Source organism: Mangrovimonas sp. ST2L15 (assembly GCF_001280515.1).
Classification (GTDB): domain Bacteria; phylum Bacteroidota; class Bacteroidia; order Flavobacteriales; family Flavobacteriaceae; genus Mangrovimonas; species Mangrovimonas futianensis.
Genome location: NZ_LBIQ01000030.1, coordinates 1,350,103 through 1,368,722, shown reverse-complemented (window position 1 = coordinate 1,368,722; position 18,620 = coordinate 1,350,103). Strand labels below are relative to the sequence as shown.

Annotated in this window: 21 protein-coding genes; 3 read left to right on the top strand and 18 right to left on the bottom strand. The window is 34.7% G+C overall.

The features are described from left to right. Positions 1-45: 45 nt before the first annotated feature. The gene (locus ZA07_RS16025) at positions 46-216 is read left to right on the top strand and encodes a hypothetical protein (RefSeq protein WP_157492110.1); all 171 of its coding nucleotides are present in this window, start codon (positions 46-48) and stop codon (positions 214-216) included. A gap of 9 nt (positions 217-225) precedes the next feature. Here the strand turns inward: ZA07_RS16025 and lipB are convergent, their stop codons facing one another. The 3 genes from lipB to ZA07_RS15895 are packed head-to-tail and all read right to left on the bottom strand — an operon-like array spanning position 226 to position 1,899. Next, a complete protein-coding gene (gene lipB / locus ZA07_RS09945; protein WP_053971535.1) occupies positions 226-948 on the bottom strand; it encodes a lipoyl(octanoyl) transferase LipB in 723 nt (240 codons plus the stop codon). Next, positions 949-1,707 carry a hypothetical protein gene (locus ZA07_RS09940; protein ID WP_053971534.1) on the bottom strand — a complete coding sequence of 253 codons (759 nt, stop codon included), beginning with the start codon at positions 1,705-1,707 and terminating at the stop codon, positions 949-951. A 33-nt stretch (positions 1,708-1,740) separates the two neighbouring features. After that, positions 1,741-1,899 (bottom strand): YqaE/Pmp3 family membrane protein, encoded by a 159-nt coding sequence (locus tag ZA07_RS15895; RefSeq protein WP_082316562.1) that lies wholly within the window; start codon positions 1,897-1,899, stop codon positions 1,741-1,743. Positions 1,900-2,039: 140 nt separating this feature from the next. Here ZA07_RS15895 and lysS point away from each other — a divergent pair, with 140 nt between their 5' ends. Beyond that, on the top strand, positions 2,040-3,734 hold the full coding sequence (gene lysS / locus ZA07_RS09935; protein WP_053971533.1) for a lysine--tRNA ligase: 1,695 nt from the start codon (positions 2,040-2,042) through the stop codon (positions 3,732-3,734). Between the two features lie 89 nt (positions 3,735-3,823). Next, positions 3,824-4,354, top strand: coding sequence for a YceI family protein (locus tag ZA07_RS09930; RefSeq protein ID WP_053971532.1), 531 nt, complete (start codon positions 3,824-3,826; stop codon positions 4,352-4,354). On the opposite strand, the gene ZA07_RS09925 is transcribed toward ZA07_RS09930, so the two are convergent. The 15 genes from ZA07_RS09925 to secY all read right to left on the bottom strand — a co-directional run bounded on the left by ZA07_RS09925 (position 4,351) and on the right by secY (position 18,615). Then, positions 4,351-5,265: a dimethylarginine dimethylaminohydrolase family protein gene (locus ZA07_RS09925; protein WP_053971531.1), complete on the bottom strand. Its 915-nt coding sequence runs from the start codon at positions 5,263-5,265 to the stop codon at positions 4,351-4,353. The two genes, ZA07_RS09930 and ZA07_RS09925, sit on opposite strands and share 4 nt — an antisense overlap. 67 nt (positions 5,266-5,332) lie before the next feature. Further along, the gene (locus ZA07_RS09920; RefSeq protein WP_053971530.1) at positions 5,333-6,619 is read right to left on the bottom strand and encodes a citrate synthase; all 1,287 of its coding nucleotides are present in this window, start codon (positions 6,617-6,619) and stop codon (positions 5,333-5,335) included. A 197-nt stretch (positions 6,620-6,816) separates the two neighbouring features. Beyond that, positions 6,817-9,195: a T9SS type A sorting domain-containing protein gene (locus ZA07_RS09915; RefSeq protein WP_053971529.1), complete on the bottom strand. Its 2,379-nt coding sequence runs from the start codon at positions 9,193-9,195 to the stop codon at positions 6,817-6,819. 114 nt (positions 9,196-9,309) lie between these two features. Then, a complete protein-coding gene (gene eno / locus ZA07_RS09910; RefSeq protein WP_053971528.1) occupies positions 9,310-10,599 on the bottom strand; it encodes a phosphopyruvate hydratase in 1,290 nt (429 codons plus the stop codon). A gap of 153 nt (positions 10,600-10,752) precedes the next feature. Continuing rightward, positions 10,753-11,859: a glutamine-hydrolyzing carbamoyl-phosphate synthase small subunit gene (gene carA, locus ZA07_RS09905; protein WP_053971527.1), complete on the bottom strand. Its 1,107-nt coding sequence runs from the start codon at positions 11,857-11,859 to the stop codon at positions 10,753-10,755. Between the two features lie 85 nt (positions 11,860-11,944). Then, complete coding sequence (locus ZA07_RS09900) at positions 11,945-12,739, bottom strand: hypothetical protein (RefSeq protein ID WP_053971526.1); 795 nt, start codon at positions 12,737-12,739, stop codon at positions 11,945-11,947. A 141-nt stretch (positions 12,740-12,880) separates the two neighbouring features. Continuing rightward, a complete protein-coding gene (locus ZA07_RS09895) occupies positions 12,881-13,555 on the bottom strand; it encodes a hypothetical protein (protein ID WP_053971525.1) in 675 nt (224 codons plus the stop codon). A gap of 88 nt (positions 13,556-13,643) precedes the next feature. Beyond that, positions 13,644-14,126, bottom strand: coding sequence for a 50S ribosomal protein L17 (rplQ, locus tag ZA07_RS09890; RefSeq protein ID WP_053971524.1), 483 nt, complete (start codon positions 14,124-14,126; stop codon positions 13,644-13,646). A gap of 60 nt (positions 14,127-14,186) precedes the next feature. Continuing rightward, the gene (locus ZA07_RS09885) at positions 14,187-15,179 is read right to left on the bottom strand and encodes a DNA-directed RNA polymerase subunit alpha (protein WP_053971523.1); all 993 of its coding nucleotides are present in this window, start codon (positions 15,177-15,179) and stop codon (positions 14,187-14,189) included. Between the two features lie 96 nt (positions 15,180-15,275). After that, positions 15,276-15,881 (bottom strand): 30S ribosomal protein S4, encoded by a 606-nt coding sequence (rpsD, locus tag ZA07_RS09880; RefSeq protein ID WP_053971522.1) that lies wholly within the window; start codon positions 15,879-15,881, stop codon positions 15,276-15,278. 174 nt (positions 15,882-16,055) lie between these two features. Beyond that, entirely contained in the window at positions 16,056-16,439 is a 384-nt protein-coding gene (gene rpsK / locus ZA07_RS09875; RefSeq protein ID WP_053971521.1) for a 30S ribosomal protein S11, read from the bottom strand. A 105-nt stretch (positions 16,440-16,544) separates the two neighbouring features. Further along, positions 16,545-16,919, bottom strand: a complete 375-nt coding sequence (rpsM, locus tag ZA07_RS09870) for a 30S ribosomal protein S13 (RefSeq protein WP_053971520.1) — start codon at positions 16,917-16,919, stop codon at positions 16,545-16,547. A 2-nt stretch (positions 16,920-16,921) separates the two neighbouring features. Further along, positions 16,922-17,038, bottom strand: a complete 117-nt coding sequence (gene ykgO, locus ZA07_RS09865; RefSeq protein WP_015361145.1) for a type B 50S ribosomal protein L36 — start codon at positions 17,036-17,038, stop codon at positions 16,922-16,924. Between the two features lie 4 nt (positions 17,039-17,042). After that, positions 17,043-17,258, bottom strand: a complete 216-nt coding sequence (gene infA / locus ZA07_RS09860) for a translation initiation factor IF-1 (RefSeq protein WP_007094967.1) — start codon at positions 17,256-17,258, stop codon at positions 17,043-17,045. Positions 17,259-17,268: 10 nt separating this feature from the next. After that, the gene (gene secY / locus ZA07_RS09855) at positions 17,269-18,615 is read right to left on the bottom strand and encodes a preprotein translocase subunit SecY (RefSeq protein ID WP_053971519.1); all 1,347 of its coding nucleotides are present in this window, start codon (positions 18,613-18,615) and stop codon (positions 17,269-17,271) included. Between the last annotated feature and the right edge of the window lie 5 nt (positions 18,616-18,620).

Sequence of the window (18,620 nt, the reverse complement as noted above, 5' to 3'; positions counted from 1 at the left end):
TTCATTAAATTTATAATGACCCTTTTTTAATAAAAGAGCACTAACATGAAAAAAGTTCGTTACCTCTTTCCTATTCTCATTTTATCTGCGCTTGCTTTACAAAGTTGTAAAGATGATGATTGCTACATACAAGTAAGTAATCCCGTTTATAATCCAGACACAGGTACCTACTCAGATCAAATGAGCAGGGTTCCTTGTGAGGAAGGTAATCGATAATCTCTGGGGTTAAATTAAAATCTCCTTATTTGTTGAAATAAATTCTGCTTCAAAAAGCTCAGTAAAATGCTTTAACAATTTGGATTTCACCTCTTCCATAGCAATCTCCTTTTTACCCAGTTCCACATTTAGAGACGTTACGGCTTTACCTTTAATTCCACAAGGAATCATATTGTCAAAATAGCCCAAATCTGCATTTACATTTAAAGCAAATCCATGCATGGTTACCCAGCGACTCGCTCTTACGCCCATGGCACAAATTTTTCTAGCGAAAGGTGTTCCTACATCCAGCCAAACTCCCGTTTCTCCTTCACTTCTTTCCGCCTTTAATCCGTATTCCGCTAGTGTGAGAATAATCATTTCCTCTAAAAGTCGCAGATATTTGTGAATATCAGTAAAGAAATTATCTAAATCCAAAATCGGATATCCTACAATCTGTCCTGGACCATGGTAGGTTATATCTCCTCCTCTGTTTACTTTGTAAAAGGTCGCCTCCTTTTCCGCTAATTGCTGTTCTGAAATCAATAGGTTGGAGATGTCGCCACTCTTACCCAAGGTATATACATGCGGATGTTCTACAAAAAGAAAATAATTGGGAGTTTCAAGAGCTGTATCCTCCCTTCTATTTTTGATTTTTACATCAACTATTTCCTGAAATAAAGATTCTTGGTAGTCCCATGTATCCTTATAATCCCTTCTTCCTAACTCCTGTAATTGAACTTTTTTATTCATCTATTCATCTTCTAATTCCACTTCCACGTTTAACAATTCCGGATTTTTCAAATAATCCATAAAATTAAACTCTAGGGTCATGGTCTTTTTATCCTCACTAAACAACGCATCTTCATGAGACGCTGACTTTATTTTTCTAGGGAAATGATAATTCAACTTATAGGTTGAACTTGCCAAAATAGGAGTCAAATCTCCCATACTGTCAACCAAAGTCTTGTATACTTCTTGATCTTTCATCACCGTTTCTCTTTTAAACAAATTTCCTTTAAGGCTATAAGTAAGTTCTGATCCATTTGCATTTGCCATTGCAGAAAAAGGATTACTTGTATCTTTAGTATCCACGCCTCCTTCTCCCTGGAAATTACTCACATTATTCATGGCTTTAAAAAGGTCATCCAATTCTGAAATCGAATTAAAATCTGAGAATAAATCAAACTTCATGGTTTGTTCTTTGGAATCCATAACCATGTGCATTCCAAAAGCTTCAAGGTTTTTTAATTTCTCTTGCTCTTCTTGGCTTAATTTTGAAATACTGTCTTTTTTAGCCTCCAGAAAATCCTTAAAATACAAAATGGAATCTATCGATTTCTCACCGTCCTTGGACATCTCGTCCCCAGCCATTTTCATTAGTTCAGACGCATCCATGCTAAAGGTCATTTTTCCAGATCCATCTTCTTGCATATAAATGTTTTCTGAAAATTGACAACTGGTTAATAAAAGTATAGTGACAAAAGTTAGGGTAAAAAATAGCTGTTTCATTTGTAAATTTTAAGGTTGGTACAAAGATACAAATTAAGACTTAGGATTATTCAAAATAACCAATGCAGCAATAACTCCAGGAACCCAGCCACAAAGCCATAATAAAAAGACTATTAAAATAGAACCGCAACCCTTATCCAATACGGCTAAAGGTGGGCAAATGATAGAAAGTAATACTCTCCAAAAACTCATAATAATTTAGTTTAATGATTGATGTAATCATTTGTCGAAAAACAAGATGACTTGTTACAGGATTTTCCAATATAATAAATTGAAATAGTAATGAATACTAGTTATCTTTGTGCCTTCAAAAATTACACAAATAATAGTATATGTCACAGTTATCTGAACAAGAAATCGTAAGAAGAGACAAACTTGCCAAATTACGCGAGTTAGGTATCAACCCATACCCTGCAGATTTATTTCCTGTAAAACAGACGTCCAAGGAAATAAAGTCTGATTTCGAGGAAGGAAAGAAGGTTGTGGTTGCTGGTAGATTGATGTCCAGACGTATACAAGGAAGTGCCAGTTTTGCAGAATTACAAGATAGTGAAGGACGAATTCAAGTGTATTTTAACCGTGACGAAATTTGTACCGGTGATGATAAAAGCAAATACAATGATGTCTATAAAAAATTGCTGGATATAGGGGATTTTATAGGTATTGAAGGTGAATTATTTAAGACAAAGGTGGGTGAAAAAACCATCATGGTTAAGGATTTCACGCTTTTAAGTAAAGCTTTAAAACCTTTACCATTACCTAAAGTTGATTCTGAAGGGAATGTACACGACAAATTTGACGACCCCGAATTAAGATACAGGCAGCGTTATGCCGATTTGGTTGTAAACCCAAATGTGAAGGAAGTCTTTGTAAAACGTACTAAGCTATTTAATGCGATGCGTGATTTCTTTAACAATGCCGGTTATTTTGAAGTTGAAACTCCGGTTTTACAACCCATTCCTGGTGGAGCGGCAGCTAGACCATTTGTAACGCATCACAACTCTTTGGATATTCCTTTATATATGAGAATAGCCAACGAGCTTTATTTGAAACGATTAATTGTAGGTGGATTCGATGGTGTCTATGAGTTTTCAAAGAACTTCAGAAATGAAGGAATGGACAGAACACACAACCCAGAGTTTACAGCTATGGAAATCTATGTCGCTTATAAAGATTATAATTGGATGATGGATTTCTGTGAGCAATTGTTGGAACATTGTGCAACAGCTGTAAATGGAACAACCAAGGCGACTTTTGGAGATCATGAAATAGATTTCAAAGCACCTTACAAGCGTGTGACCATGGCCGATTCTATTAAGGAGTTTACTGGTTTTGATATTACTGGCAAAACAGAAGATGAGATTAGGGAAGCGGCTCAAGGCATGGGCATTGAAGTTGATGACACCATGGGTAAAGGAAAATTGATTGATGAGATTTTTGGTGAGAAATGTGAAGGCAATTACATCCAACCTACGTTCATCACAGATTACCCAAAAGAAATGAGTCCGTTGTGTAAAGAACATCGCGACAATCCAGAACTAACTGAACGTTTTGAATTGATGGTTTGTGGAAAGGAAATAGCTAATGCGTATTCCGAATTAAACGACCCAATTGATCAAAGAGAACGTTTTGAACACCAATTAAAATTGGCTGACCGAGGTGATGATGAAGCAACCCAATTTATTGATTATGACTTTTTGCGTGCTTTGGAATATGGTATGCCTCCTACTTCTGGAATGGGAATTGGAATGGATCGTTTGATCATGTTTTTAACTGACAACCAATCGATACAAGAAGTACTATTCTTCCCGCAAATGAAACCAGAGAAAAAGGCTCCAGAAATGACCGAGGATGAAAAAGGGGTATACAACATTTTGAAAGGACAAAGCCCTATCGATTTGAACCAATTAAAAACGCAGTCTGGGTTGAGCAATAAAAAGTGGGATAAAACCATCAAAGGTCTTACTAAAAATGGTATTGCCAAAGTGAACAAAACTGATGAAGGTTTGTTTGTGGAAATGGCTTAAGCACAAAACTTTAACTAAAATATAAGAAAGGAACTACGTAAATGTGGTTCCTTTTTTTTTAATTTTAAGTGAACCGTAACATCAACAACATGAAAAAGATCCGATTAGTCCTGTGTGTTTTAACCATGGTATTTTCAATAAATACTCAAGCTCAGGAGTCTATTAATAACAAAAAGTCTAAAGTGGAATTTAAGATCAAAGGTGGTGGGCTTTTCACCGTTAAAGGAACTTTTTCAGGAATGAAAGGTGATTTTAAATTTGATCCAACTCAATTAAATACTTCCAAGTTTGATATTTGCATCGAAGCAGCAAGTATTGACACAGATAATAATAAACGAGATACTCATTTAAAAAGTCCAGACTTTTTTGAAGTAGAAACCTACCCATCTATTTGCTTCAATTCAAAATCGGTGTCCAAAACAAAAGATGGCTTTGAAACCACAGGAGACTTAACCATTCATGGTGTTACCAAAACTGTAACAATCCCCTTTGGTTTCAAAAATAACACCTTTGAAGGCAGCTTTACTGTTAACCGCTTTGACTATAAGATTGGTAAAGACATCGGCACTTTTAAAGTTGGTGAAGAAGCCGAAGTCACCATTATATGCCAGGTGAATTAGTCCCTAATTAGTGGCATTGTACTACAGCGCAATAAACCTTCCTGCTTAGCAATTTCAGCATAGGGCACCTCTTCGACTATAAATCCATTTGATTTTAACCATGTATTTAACCTTGTGAAATTTTGTTCGGAAATCACAACATCGTCAGCTATTGAAAAAATATTACTGTTCATGTGGTACATTTCCTCCCTTGTAATATGAAATAGGTTTTCCTTTCCAAACAAATCAACCAAATACATATAATCGCTTTCTTCTCTAAAACCACTTTTATAGATAATTCCCTTATCTTTTCCTACGGGTTGAAAGCAACAATCTAAATGAAGCGCATTATCTCTAGGCTCAATTTTAGATTTTACTAAATCAAATTCTTTCACTTTTTTGTCAGGGAACATATCTTTAATGAACTGAACCCCTTGCATATTGGTTCTGGCCGTTATGTAATTCGGGTAATCGCTTCCTTTGTAAGTACCAACAAAAATATGGTCATTCCACAACATAACATCACCTCCTTCAATATGCACTTCTTCTGGTGGCCTGATTACTTTTTGGGGGTCCATTTGATCAACGACATATTGAATCGCGTCCAATTCCTTTTCCCTATCAGGTAAAATATTGGCTTTGATAAAGTAATCATCGATAACAAAAGCAATATCTCGGGCAAAAATTTGATTACAATCTTCTATTAAGTGTGGTCTAAAAACTTGCACATCATATTTTTCAAATACCTTGGCTACGGCTTCCATTTCCCTGACCATATCTTTCTCTAATGGATAGGTTCCTGCCAAAATATGTTCTAAGGACTTAGGATCATAAGCCTCATCCACTGTTGGCGTAGGACCATTGCTTACAGCGGTACCTAAGACAACAGCTCTTAATCTAGATGTTTCGTTCTTTACGTTTAATTGTAGCATAAATAAGAATACAAAAAAAGCTTCATAGTTGCTTATGAAGCTTTCATTATTAACATTTTTAAAAAGTTTATCTATCTTCTAGGTTTACAAACGGTCTATAAGTTTCACCAATGTAAACTTGTCTAGGACGACCAATTGGCTCTTTTCGAAGTCTCATTTCTCTCCATTGAGCAATCCAACCTGGTAAACGACCTAAAGCAAACATCACAGTAAACATTTCTACCGGGATTCCCATGGCTCTATAAATAATACCCGAGTAGAAATCTACGTTTGGATACAATTTACGTTGTACAAAATAGTCATCACTTAATGCTTCTTCTGCCAATCCTTTAGCAATATCCAAAACTGGATCTGTCACACCTAGATCTCCTAATACTTCATCAGCTGCTTTCTTAATAATTTTGGCTCTTGGATCAAAGTTTTTGTAAACACGGTGTCCGAATCCCATCAAACGGAATGGATCGTCTTTGTCCTTAGCCTTGGCCATATATTTTTTAGTATCACCTCCATCTTGTTTGATACCCTCCAACATTTCAAGAACAGCTTGATTGGCTCCACCATGTAATGGTCCCCAAAGCGCAGAAATCCCAGCTGATAAAGAAGCAAACAATCCTGCATGAGAAGATCCTACGATTCTTACGGTTGATGTTGAACAGTTTTGCTCATGATCTGCGTGCAAGATTAATAACTTATCTAAAGCATTTACTAAGATAGGGTTCTGTTCGTAGGTATGGTTAGGTTTTTCAAACATCATTTTTAAGATGTTTTCAACGTAACCTATTGAATCACTTCCGTAATTTAGAGGTAAACCTTGTTTTTTACGCATCGTCCAAGCTACCAATACAGGGAATTTACCCAATATTTTAACGATAGCTCTGTACATGTCTTCTTCTGAATTCACATTCACAGAAGATGGGTTAAAAGCAGTTAACGCACTTGTTAAAGATGCAATAACTCCCATAGGGTGTGCCGACTTAGGGAAAGCGTCTATAATTTTCTTAACATCTTCATCAACTACAGCTTCCGCTTTGATGTCTGCATGAAATTTTTCATTTTGTTCCTTGGTAGGAAGTTCTCCAAAAATCAAAAGATAAGCAACTTCTAAAAAGTCAGCTTTTTCAGCTAGTTCCTCAATGGCATATCCCCTATATCTTAGAATTCCTTTTTCTCCATCCAAAAAAGTGATAGCACTTTCGCATGAACCTGTATTTTTAAATCCTGGATCAATTGTAATGGCTCCACCAGTAATAGATCGGAGTGCTTTGATATCTATGGCAACTTCATTTTCGGTACCAACTATAAGAGGAAAATCATATTTTTCACCATCAATTTCTATTGTAGCTTTATCTGACATTTTTATATTATTATTTTAAAGTGTAAATTAATTTTTTCAGCAGGCTCAAATTTACGAAATATCTGACTATTTAAGAAGAAAGTTAGTAAAGGTTTTGTTAATTAAGATATCATTAAAATTGATACAAAAAAATAGGCAGTTATTAAGAAAATAATAACCCGCATTCAGTCAAAAGATTAAGCGTCCATTATTTAAATTTAATTCTTAATAACCTTAGCAAAATGAAATCCTTTAACTGTTTGAATCTTTATTAAATACATGCCATTTTTATAAGATCCCAAATCTAATTGAACATGCATTTCATTGAACTCTGCTAAACTAAGACGTCGACCCTTTATATCCAAAACCTCCAATAATTTTACAGGCAATGAAGAAGCAATTTCAACAACCCCATTTGTTGGATTCGGAAAAATTTTGATGCTTCCTTCTTGGGCTGTATTCTCGATTAATGAAAGACTCTCAAAACTGGTTATGGCCTCATTGGTTTCTATGGGTAGGTTGTAATCAAAATAAATTTCTGCCGAATTGCTCACTGTGTCACCTACCTCCAAACTTTCCAAGGTCTTTATTTTATAGGTCACATGTCCCTGCTCTTCGGGACCTAAATCGATATTATCAAAATAAAACTCCAATAGATTCCCTTCCATCCTTGTTTCCATGGAGTGGGAAGCAGACAGAATCTGTAAAGAATTTAAATTGTAGTCACTTTCATTGAGGACATCCTTAATAACCACAAAGGTAGCTGCTGCATTTCCTGTATTTTCAAAGTTGATGGTGTAATGCAAATAGTCGCCTATTTTTTCTATTGGGGCTATGTCTCCCTCCAAACAAACCTTATCGTTGGGATCAAAGGCTCCTACCACTGTTTGGTTCAATTCAAAGCTATTGTTATCAGCGTTTTCATCTTCTTGGGCTCCAACAATTTCTACCGAAAATGTTAGAACATCATCAATATCTAGAGGAGGTGTCTCTGTAGGGGCATTTAAGTTAAAAGTAACATAAGTACTTCTCGACTCAAAAGGCATTAAATCCTCAAAATCCCATATCAATTCCCCACTGTTGAAAACATCTTGTTCCTGTGATACCGATACCAACTCCATCAAAGAGGCATCAAAAATCAAACTGACTTGTCCAGAGGTCATTTGATTGCCGTTGTTTTTATAGATCAATTCATAATCGGCATCAAAACCCGGTTGGGCATTACCTATTGGAGTCAATACTACCTCTAAATCTTGGTGAGTCCCTAGAGCTGAAATACAGAAATCTTGAGAGGTAGTATTATTAAGATTGTCTTCAAATACAATAAAAGCATTTTCTGGAGTGATAATGAACCATTCTGGATGTTCTATGGAGGGTGTAAGGACAAAAGTACCTTCCTGGGAATAATACCAATATGCACCTCCAGAATTCACATAACTGACTTCTTCAGAATCTTCTGACTCCACCTGTATCAAGACATTGGAAACCGTTCCGGTTCCAGTTTGGCATCCGTCATTGTTTAAATCAAACTGAACTTGACCAGTGGTTGTGTTATAATTTCCACCGGGTGTGAAACTGCAGTAAGGATGAACTACCACTTCATCACCAAAAATATCCGATAGCTCCAGTACTTGAAATTCATCTGCACAAATAAAAGCCAAATTTGAATAATCCCAAGGAGAGTTATTAATGTAGATTGACTCTTCCCAGCTACCGTTTTTAATATTTATAGTTTCTAAAGATTCGGATTGAATGTAAACTGTTTGAAGGTGATTATTAGCACTCAAATCCAATTGAGTTATCCCTCCCCCATAAATAGTAATATTTTCAAGATTAGAAATTCCAATTGTATCTAAATTGACAAAATTAGGATGTAAACTTAGAACCATTGTAATTAAGTTAGGGTGATTTCCTAGAATTAAATCCTCAATTTGACCACTATAACAATGAATAGTTTGCAAACTCTGTGAGGCTGAAAAATCAAGTTCCGAAAATTGAGTAGTGGTTTCAGCTCCAAAACTAATTAAAGACTCATTGCCTACAAACGACAATGGAGAATTATTGCCATCTATCCATACATTTTCAACAAGAGTTGAAGAAATATCTAAAAATGTTAAATCATTGTAGTTTATACCTAATTCTGTTAGATTACTATTTTGACTTAAATCAATAGCTTGTAAATTATTCCCATTTAAATTTAAATATTCCAAATCGCTACAACCAGAAACATTAATTTCGTTTAAGGATGCGGCATCTAACGCACTTGATAAAGGTTCAGAAAAATCTACATGAATCAAAGCCGTGTTTTGGCTTAAATCAACACTACTGATTTCATGAGGAGAACAAATCAAATGCGTTAGATTTACAAAATATTCGATACCTGTTATATCGGTTAGGGTACTACCATATACATCATAATAACCAGAAACTGAGAGTGAAGTTACCTCTTGGGCTTCAGATACCTGAATTTCACCATCATTATTTGTATCGATATTAGCTGCCAGCAACTGATCTTTAAAGGTCTGGTCTGGAAAATTAATTATTTGTGATTGAACGCTTAGGGAGAAGAGAACGAATAACAAATATGTATGTTTCATGATTGGTTATTTTACATAGAAAAGCATTTTTTATAAAAGAATTCCTTTAAGTTAATAAAAAAAGGCCTACAATTTGCATTGTAGACCTTTTTTCCGTGTTGTATGTAAATGAGTTTAATTCACCTTAAATGCTTTTTCCTGAGGGAAATAGGCTATATCACCCAACTCTTCTTCAATTCTCAACAATTGGTTGTACTTGGCCATACGATCACTACGAGACGCAGATCCTGTTTTAATTTGACCACAATTCAAAGCCACAGCTAGATCAGCAATGGTGTTGTCTTCTGTTTCACCAGAACGGTGTGACATAACAGAAGTATAACCAGCATTTTTAGCCATATTAACAGCTGCAATAGTTTCAGTTAAAGAACCAATTTGGTTTACTTTGATAAGGATTGAGTTTGCAATTCCGTTTTCGATTCCTCTTGATAAACGCTCTACGTTAGTTACGAATAAATCGTCTCCTACCAACTGTACTTTATCACCTACCAATTCAGTTAAGTAACTCCATCCTTCCCAATCGTTTTCATCCATACCATCTTCGATAGAGATAATTGGATATTTAGATACCAATTCAGCTAAATATTCAGCTTGTTCTTTACTTGTTCTGGTTACACCAGTTTCTCCTTCAAATTTAGCATAGTTGTAAACACCATCTTCATAGAATTCAGCAGAAGCACAGTCTAAAGCAATTTTAATTTCTTCACCAAATTTATATCCTGCATTTTCAACTGCTTTAGCAATCGTTTCGATTGCATCTTCTGTTCCGTCCAAGGTAGGAGCAAATCCTCCTTCATCCCCAACAGCTGTACTTAAATTTCTATCGTGTAATACTTTTTTCAAGTTATGGAAGATTTCAGTACCCATTTGCATCGCATGTGTAAAGTTTTTCGCTTTAACAGGCATAATCATGAATTCTTGGAATGCAATAGGCGCATCACTGTGAGAACCTCCATTGATAATATTCATCATTGGAACTGGAAGTGTATTTGCAGACACTCCTCCAACGTAACGATACAATGGCATCCCCAATTCGTTAGCAGCTGCTTTAGCCACTGCCAAAGAAACTCCTAAAATAGCATTGGCTCCTAATTTCGATTTATTAGGCGTTCCATCCAATTCAATCATCATTCTATCAATTAGGTTTTGTTCAAAAACTGAAACACCTAATAATTCTTGAGCAAGTACTGTATTAACATTTCCAACTGCCTTAGATACTCCTTTTCCCATGTAGGTATTCCCACCATCTCTTAGCTCTACAGCTTCGTGTTCACCTGTTGATGCTCCCGAAGGCACTGCAGCTCTACCTAAAATACCATTTTCAGTTATCACATCTACTTCAACAGTAGGGTTTCCACGGGAATCTAAAATCTGTCTCGCGTGAATATTGGTTATCATGCTCATAATGTTCTTTTTATAAAATTAATTTCCTTAACAAATTTACGAAATTACCAGCCTTTTTGCACCTTCACAAGGCATATTTATGTAATAATCTAACTACATTGTTTTCGAATAAAAAAAACCTCAAAGAATGGCTGAAATCTTTGAGGTTTTTCTTTATTTATTTTTGATATTCTCTATAAATTGATCAAAAAGATAGGATGCATCGTGAGGTCCAGGACTTGCTTCTGGGTGGTATTGTACCGAGAAGCAATTCTTATTCTTCATCTTAATACCAGCAACCGTATTATCGTTCAAATGAATATGTGTAATTTCAATATCGGGATGCTTTTCTGCTTCTTCCCTATTAACAGCAAAACCATGATTTTGAGACGTAATTTCTCCCTTACCAGTAATTAGGTTCTTTACAGGGTGATTGATGCCTCTATGACCGTGGTGCATTTTATATGTGGAAATACCGTTTGCCAATGCAATAACTTGGTGTCCCAAACAGATACCAAACAAAGGTAAATCTCTTTTGATAATTTCCTTTGCAACCTCTTGCGCCTCTTTCAAAGGTTCAGGATCACCTGGACCATTGGATAAAAAATACCCATCAGGATTCCAAGCTTCCATTTCTTCAAAACTGGCATTATATGGATATACTTTAATGTAAGCATCTCTACTTGCCAAGTTTCTTAAAATATTCTTCTTTATACCAATATCTAAAGCTGCAATTTTGATACTTGCATTTTCATCTCCATAGAAATAAGGCTCTTTAGTAGATACCTTTGATGACAATTCCAAACCATTCATATCTGGAATTTCAGCCAACTGCTTTTTCAATCCTTCAATGTTATCTACTTCAGTTGAAATTACAGCATTCATAGCACCGTTGTCTCTAATATAACTTACCAAAGCTCTTGTATCTACATCAGATATAGCCAAAAGGTTATATTTATTTAAAAACTCGAGCAAGGAAGAATCAGCGTCCTCCCTAGAATAATCATAACTGAAATTTCTACATACTAAACCAGAAATCTTTATTGAATCTGACTCAACCTCTTCATCATTAGCCCCGTAGTTACCAATGTGTGCATTGGTAGTGACCATAATTTGACCAAAATAAGAAGGATCTGTAAAAATTTCTTGATACCCAGTCATTCCAGTGTTAAAACAAACCTCTCCAAAAGAAGTTCCCTTTTTACCGCCTACTGATTTTCCATAGAAAATGGTTCCATCAGCCAATAGAATAATTGCTTTTTCTCGCTTGTTGTATTTCATTTGTTTAGAAAAGTTTTGCAAAATTGCATAAAAAAAAGGATAAACTAAAATGTTTACCCTTTAATTATGTGAGAAAGATTTCTAACTACAATGTATCATAGTAGCTAGCAACTCTTTTTACTTGTTCAGAATCTTTTAATGATATTTTGTTATCCTTTATAAACTTAAGGAGTTCAGCGGAATGTTCTGGGAATAACTCAGCAAATTTCTTTTTATTATTTGGTACTTCAACAAAATCATCACCTACTTTAACCACTAAAATTTCCTCCTTATCGTAATATGCCGATTTAGTTACTACTTTGGTCATAGGGTTTTCTGTTGCCGGTTTTAAGGTTACTTTAAATTTTTTAAACAAAATGGCACTCTCTCCTACATAAACTACCTCATGCAATTCGCCGCTATCTGGAAGAAAAATGAACTTTTCTCCATTTTTCTCAAAAAAACGAATATCTTGATTGTTAAAAGTAAAAACTTTGCCTTGTCCGATAGGTACAAAAAGTTGATCACTCACCAGATTATAATTCGCTCCATCTATCAAATAACCTTTACCACCTTTTGTAACAATTTTAACTTTACCTTTTTGGCTATCAAAAAGGAAGGCTTCTTTGATTTCTATATTTGTTTTGGCATTAACAAACCTTCCGAATTTGGAATTTTCATCCATTAAGGTTTCAAAATTTTGAATATCTGTTGGTCCATCAAAATCAGCTAATAAGTCCATTGCCATACCATTTCTCGTTTCAATACCCACTTCAAGGCCATCCTTAATCGCCGTTGGTCCTGTAGGTCCAATGGTTTCAAAAGGACTAGTAGGACTTTGTGAGAAACTGAACAATGTAAAAAAACCAACTGAAACACCTAAAATTATTTTCTTTTCCATAATTACCTCTTTTAAAATGTTAATTAATAAACCAGTGAAAAATTAAAAAGTTCAATAGTAATTGATTTTTAGCTACTTAAATATACACAAAAAAAAAAGACTGAAATTATTTCAGTCTTTTTTTTGAAAGTAAATATTCTTTTATATGGTATTGTAATATTCTACAACCTTTATGATATCGTTACTATTTTTCAATGATAAGTTATTACTCTTAATATATTTAGCGATTTTTGAGCTATCATCACCAAAGGCTTCTAAAAACCTTTTCTTTTTAGAAGGCAATTCAAAAACCTGATTATCCCTTCTTAGAACCAACACCTCTTCTTTAGTATAATATGCTGGCTTTGTGATTTCATTAGTCAAAGGATTGGTCATGGCTTGCTTTAATTCAAGATCAAATTTTTTGAATAAAGATCCTTTTTCTCCTTTGAAGACTATTTCATGTAACGGCTTGGATTGACCAGGTATAAAAACAAACTTTCTATTTCCCTTTTGAAAATATCTAATATCAGCATTATTAAATGTGAAAGATTTGCCGCCATCTAAGGGAACACTTAATTCTTGCTTGCTTAGGTTAAAATTTACATCTTTAAAAGAATATGCTTTGCCTTCTCTAGTGAAAATCTCCACTTTTCCATTGGTATCATCAAATAAATAAGCATCCTTAACAGACCCGCTTTCTCCTCTTGAATTGACAAATCTACCAAACTTGGTATTCTCATCGAGAACATTTTCTAAAATAGCTGTATTAGATAATTGTGCAAATCCTACTTGACATGTTAAAAGTAAGACTGTTAAATAAATAAAGTTTTTCATATCATTTTTATTAAGAAAGCGACAAATATAAAAAAAGGATAGACTTTGATGGCCTATCCTTTTACAATTAACATAAGTTAACAGATTTTTATTCCTCTTCTTCTTTAGAAGCTTGAGTATCTTGAACTGGAGCTGCTGGCTTTTCAGCTTTAGAACCACCTCTTCTACTTCTTCTTGTAGTTTTCTTTTCTGGCTTAGAAGCATTATAGATTTCATTAAAATCTACTAATTCAATCATTGCCATATCAGCGTTATCTCCCAAACGATTACCCAATTTAATAATTCTTGTGTAACCTCCTGGACGATCTCCAACTTTAGGAGCAACTTCTCTAAACAATTCTACAACAGCATCTTTTTGCTTTAATCTAGAGAAAACAATTCTTCTATTATGAGTTGTATCTTCCTTAGATTTAGTTACCAATGGCTCAACAAACAACTTCAAAGCTTTTGCTTTAGCAACTGTAGTGTTGATTCTTTTGTGTTCAATTAAAGAACAAGCCATATTGGCTAACATTGCTTTTCTGTGAGCAGTTTTTCTACCTAAGTGGTTTACTTTTTTTCCGTGTCTCATGACATTAAAATTTAATCTTCATCTTGCTACAACTCCTTCGAGGAGCAAAATATGAAGAAGTTAGTCTTTATCTAATTTGTATTTTGAAAGATCCATTCCAAAGTTCAAACCTTTAACGTTTACAAGCTCTTCAAGCTCAGTTAAAGATTTTTTACCGAAGTTACGGAACTTCATTAAGTCGTTTTTGTTATAAGAAACCAAATCACCAAGGGTATCAACCTCTGCTGCCTTTAAACAATTTAAAGCACGTACAGAAAGATCCATATCCACTAATTTTGTTTTCAATAACTGTCTCATGTGAAGTGATTCTTCATCATAAGTTTCGGTTTGAGCAATTTCGTCTGCTTCAAGAGTAATTCTTTCATCAGAGAACAACATAAAGTGGTGAATTAACACTTTAGCTGCTTCTGTTAAAGCATCTTGAGGATTTATAGAACCATCAGTAATGATTTCAAATACCAATTTTTCATAATCCGTTTTTTGCTCAACACGATAGTTTTCAATACTATACTTCACATTTTTAATTGGAGTATAGATTGAATCAGTAAAAATAGTTCCTATTGGTGCAGAAGCTTTTTTGTTTTCTTCAGCAGGAACATATCCTCTACCTTTTTCAATGGTAATTTCCATATTAACACTTACTTTAGGATCTAAGTTACAGATAACCATCTCTGTATTTAATACTTGGAATCCTGAAATAAATTTCTGAAAATCACCAGCTGTAATTTGTTCTTGTCCAGAAATTGAAATTGATACAGACTCATTATCTACATCATCAATCTGTCTTTTGAAACGCACTTGTTTCAAGTTCAAGATAATTTCTGTCACATCTTCAACAACACCAGCAATAGTAGAGAACTCATGATCTACACCTTCTATTCTCACAGAGGTGATAGCAAAACCTTCTAATGAAGATAAAAGAACTCTTCTTAAAGCGTTTCCTACGGTTAAACCGTATCCAGGCTCTAACGGTCTGAATTCAAACTTACCTTCATAATCGGTTGAATCGATCATGATTACTTTGTCCGGCTTTTGAAAATTAAATACTGCCATTTTTTTCTTCGTTTTAATTGTTATTTAGTTGCGCGGTCTAAAAGTTTGAAGAAGTACGAATAGACCCTTTGGCTAAATACCAATGTGGTTAATTTATTATTTAGAATATAATTCGACGATGAATTGCTCGTTGATATTTTCTGGAATTTGGATTCTAGCTGGAACAGATACATAAGTACCTTCTTTCTTCTCAGTGTTCCAAGTAATCCATTCGTATACTTGGCTAGAATTTGCTAAAGATTTATCAATAGCCTCCAAAGATTTAGATTTTTCTCTTACCCCTACTACATCACCAGCTTTCAATTGGTAAGAAGGAATGTTTACAACTTCACCATTTACAGTAATGTGTCTGTGAGAAACTAATTGTCTAGCTCCTCTTCTTGAAGGAGAAACACCCATTCTGTAAACTACATTGTCCAATCTAGACTCACATAATTGTAAAAGTACCTCACCAGTAATTCCTTGTGCTGCTGTAGCTCTTTTAAACATGTTTCTAAATTGACGCTCTAAAATACCGTAGGTATATTTAGCTTTTTGCTTCTCCATTAATTGGATAGCGTATTCAGATTTTTTACCACGACGCTTGTTAGCACCATGTTGACCTGGAGGATAATTTCTTTTTTCAAAAGATTTATCATCTCCGAAAATAGCTTCACCAAACTTACGAGCTATTTTAGTTTTAGGACCAGTATATCTTGCCATTTCTAATTGTTTTTGAGAGTGATTATGGATTAAGGTCTTAATCTTATCCTCCGATAATCGTTAACCTCTCGTTAATACTTGTTATTTTTTTCGGTGTGCAAATATACAAAAAAATTAATATCAGCCATGTACTCAGCTGATATTAATTTCTTTATGAATATTTACGAGTAATAATTATACTCTTCTACGTTTTGGAGGTCTACATCCATTGTGTGGTAATGGAGTAACGTCAATGATTTCGGTTACTTCAATTCCAGCATTGTGTAAAGATCTAATAGCAGATTCTCTACCATTACCAGGACCTTTAACATATACCTTCACTTTCTTCAATCCAGCTTCTTGAGCAGTACCAGCTGCATCTTCAGCTGCCATTTGAGCTGCGTAAGGAGTATTTTTCTTAGATCCTCTAAAACCCATTTTACCAGCAGAAGACCATGAAACCACGTCTCCTTTTTTATTGGTCAATGAGATAATGATGTTATTGAATGAAGCATTAATATGAGCTTCTCCAACTGCATCAACTATAACTTTACGTTTTTTTGTACTTGACTTTGCCATATTTCTTAGTTTCTAGCTGTTAGTTTTTAGTTGTTAGAATCCTAAACATTTCTATTTCGAACAGATTCATCTAACTCTAATAACTAATGACTAATGTCTTAATGATTATTTACCTGCCATTTTTTTGTTGGCAACAGTTTTTCTTCTACCTTTTCTGGTTCTCGAGTTGTTCTTAGTTCTTTGACCTCTTAATGGAAGTCCAGCTCTATGACGAATTCCTCTATAGCAACCGATATCCATTAAACGTTTGATGTTTAATTGGGTTTCAGAACGTAATTCACCTTCAATAGTATAAGCTGATACAGCCTCACGAATATTTCCAATTTCGTCATCTGTCCAATCTTGTACCTTAGTGTTCTCGTCCACCTTAGCGGTAGCTAAAATTTCTTGTGCTCTACTTTTACCTACTCCGTAGATATAAGTCAAAGAGATTACTCCTCTTTTGTTTTTTGGTATATCAACCCCTGCAATTCTTGCCATAACTATCCTTGTCTTTGTTTGAATTTAGGATTCTTTTTGTTAATTACGTAAAGTCTACCTTTTCTACGTACGATTTTACAATCGGCGCTTCTCTTTTTTATTGATGCTCTTACTTTCATAGTATTAGTATCTATAGGTTATGCGAGCCTTTGTTAAATCATAAGGGCTCATTTCTAATTTTACTTTATCTCCTGGTAACAATTTAATATAGTGCATACGCATTTTGCCAGAAATGTGAGCTGTTACAATATGCCCGTTTTCTAACTCTACACGAAACATTGCATTTGATAATGCTTCTATAATTGTACCGTCTTGTTCTATTGCTGCTTGTTTTGCCATAGGTCTAATGTTAAGCTACTGCTTTTCTATTTTTACCAGTCTTCATCAAGCCATCATAGTGTCTATTCAACAAGTAAGAGTTTACCTGTTGCATTGTATCTATTGCAACTCCAACCATAATCAATAGCGAGGTTCCTCCAAAGAACAAGGCCCAACTTGATTGCACTCCTAATAACTTCACAATAATAGCCGGGAACACGGCAATCAATGCTAAGAAAATAGATCCTGGCAACGTTATTTGAGACATAATCTTGTCCAAGTATTCAGAAGTTTCTGTACCTGGTCTAATTCCAGGAATAAAACCACCACTACGCTTTAAATCATCTGCCATTTTATTGGTTGGTACTGTAATTGCCGTATAGAAATAAGTAAACACGATAATTAACAATGCAAATAGCACATTATACCATAAACCAAAAATATCAGAAAATTGAGTTTGTAACCACTGTCCAACTGATGAGTCCTTCATAATAGAAGTACCTCCAATCAAACCAGGAACAAACATGATTGCCTGAGCAAAAATGATTGGCATTACACCAGAGGCATTTAATTTTAAAGGAATGTATTGTCTTGATCCAAACACATTCTTTTCATAACCACCAGTTGCAGTTCTTCTTGCATATTGTACAGCAATTTTTCTAACCGCCATTACTAACATGACCGAAGCCAAAATAATTACCAACCAAATTACCAATTCAAAAACAATCAACATCACTTGGTTGTTCTCCATTCTTGAAGAGGCATTTTGTAAAAATGAAACAGGCAATTTAGCTATGATACCTACCATAATCAATAAAGAGATACCATTACCAATTCCTTTATCAGTGATTTTTTCACCTAACCACATAGCAAATATGGTTCCAGTTACCAAAATAACTATCGATGAAAAATAAAACACGCCTCCTGTTCCTAATAAAAAGGCACTTTGTGGAATACCAAAAGCTGTAGGTAAACTAGCTAAATATCCCGGAGCCTGTACCAAACAAATGGCAATTGTCAACCAACGGGTGATTTGGGTAATTTTCTTTTGCCCACTAGCTCCTTCCTTTTGTAGTTTCTGTAAATAAGGAATAGCAATTCCCATTAATTGAACTACAATTGATGCGGAGATGTAAGGCATAATACCCAACGCAAAAACCGAGGCATTCGCAAATGCTCCCCCGGTAAATGCATTTAATAGTCCTAACAACCCTGTTTCTGTATTAGATTGCAAACTCTCTAATTGAGCCGCATCAATACCAGGTAAAACCACTTGCGCGCCAAAACGATAAACTAACAACAGTCCTAAAGTAAGGATGATTCTGTCCTTTAGTTCATCTATTTTCCAAACATTTTTTATTGCTTCTATAAATTTCATGCGCT

Coding starts and splice junctions, on each gene's coding strand:
- ZA07_RS09915 (WP_053971529.1), bottom strand. CDS start 9,195: ATGAAACATACATATTTGTTATTCGTTCTCTTCTCCCTAAGCGTTCAA.
- ZA07_RS09930 (WP_053971532.1), top strand. CDS start 3,824: ATGAAAAAGATCCGATTAGTCCTGTGTGTTTTAACCATGGTATTTTCA.
- ZA07_RS09900 (WP_053971526.1), bottom strand. CDS start 12,739: ATGGAAAAGAAAATAATTTTAGGTGTTTCAGTTGGTTTTTTTACATTG.
- lipB (WP_053971535.1), bottom strand. CDS start 948: ATGAATAAAAAAGTTCAATTACAGGAGTTAGGAAGAAGGGATTATAAG.
- infA (WP_007094967.1), bottom strand. CDS start 17,258: ATGGCAAAACAAGCAGCAATAGAACAAGACGGTACAATTATAGAAGCA.
- lysS (WP_053971533.1), top strand. CDS start 2,040: ATGTCACAGTTATCTGAACAAGAAATCGTAAGAAGAGACAAACTTGCC.
- ZA07_RS09895 (WP_053971525.1), bottom strand. CDS start 13,555: ATGAAAAACTTTATTTATTTAACAGTCTTACTTTTAACATGTCAAGTA.
- ykgO (WP_015361145.1), bottom strand. CDS start 17,038: ATGAAAGTAAGAGCATCAATAAAAAAGAGAAGCGCCGATTGTAAAATC.
- rplQ (WP_053971524.1), bottom strand. CDS start 14,126: ATGAGACACGGAAAAAAAGTAAACCACTTAGGTAGAAAAACTGCTCAC.
- rpsK (WP_053971521.1), bottom strand. CDS start 16,439: ATGGCAAAGTCAAGTACAAAAAAACGTAAAGTTATAGTTGATGCAGTT.
- rpsM (WP_053971520.1), bottom strand. CDS start 16,919: ATGGCAAGAATTGCAGGGGTTGATATACCAAAAAACAAAAGAGGAGTA.
- ZA07_RS09885 (WP_053971523.1), bottom strand. CDS start 15,179: ATGGCAGTATTTAATTTTCAAAAGCCGGACAAAGTAATCATGATCGAT.
- rpsD (WP_053971522.1), bottom strand. CDS start 15,881: ATGGCAAGATATACTGGTCCTAAAACTAAAATAGCTCGTAAGTTTGGT.
- ZA07_RS09940 (WP_053971534.1), bottom strand. CDS start 1,707: ATGAAACAGCTATTTTTTACCCTAACTTTTGTCACTATACTTTTATTA.
- ZA07_RS09925 (WP_053971531.1), bottom strand. CDS start 5,265: ATGCTACAATTAAACGTAAAGAACGAAACATCTAGATTAAGAGCTGTT.
- eno (WP_053971528.1), bottom strand. CDS start 10,599: ATGAGCATGATAACCAATATTCACGCGAGACAGATTTTAGATTCCCGT.
- secY (WP_053971519.1), bottom strand. CDS start 18,615: ATGAAATTTATAGAAGCAATAAAAAATGTTTGGAAAATAGATGAACTA.
- carA (WP_053971527.1), bottom strand. CDS start 11,859: ATGAAATACAACAAGCGAGAAAAAGCAATTATTCTATTGGCTGATGGA.
- ZA07_RS15895 (WP_082316562.1), bottom strand. CDS start 1,899: ATGAGTTTTTGGAGAGTATTACTTTCTATCATTTGCCCACCTTTAGCC.
- ZA07_RS16025 (WP_157492110.1), top strand. CDS start 46: ATGAAAAAAGTTCGTTACCTCTTTCCTATTCTCATTTTATCTGCGCTT.
- ZA07_RS09920 (WP_053971530.1), bottom strand. CDS start 6,619: ATGTCAGATAAAGCTACAATAGAAATTGATGGTGAAAAATATGATTTT.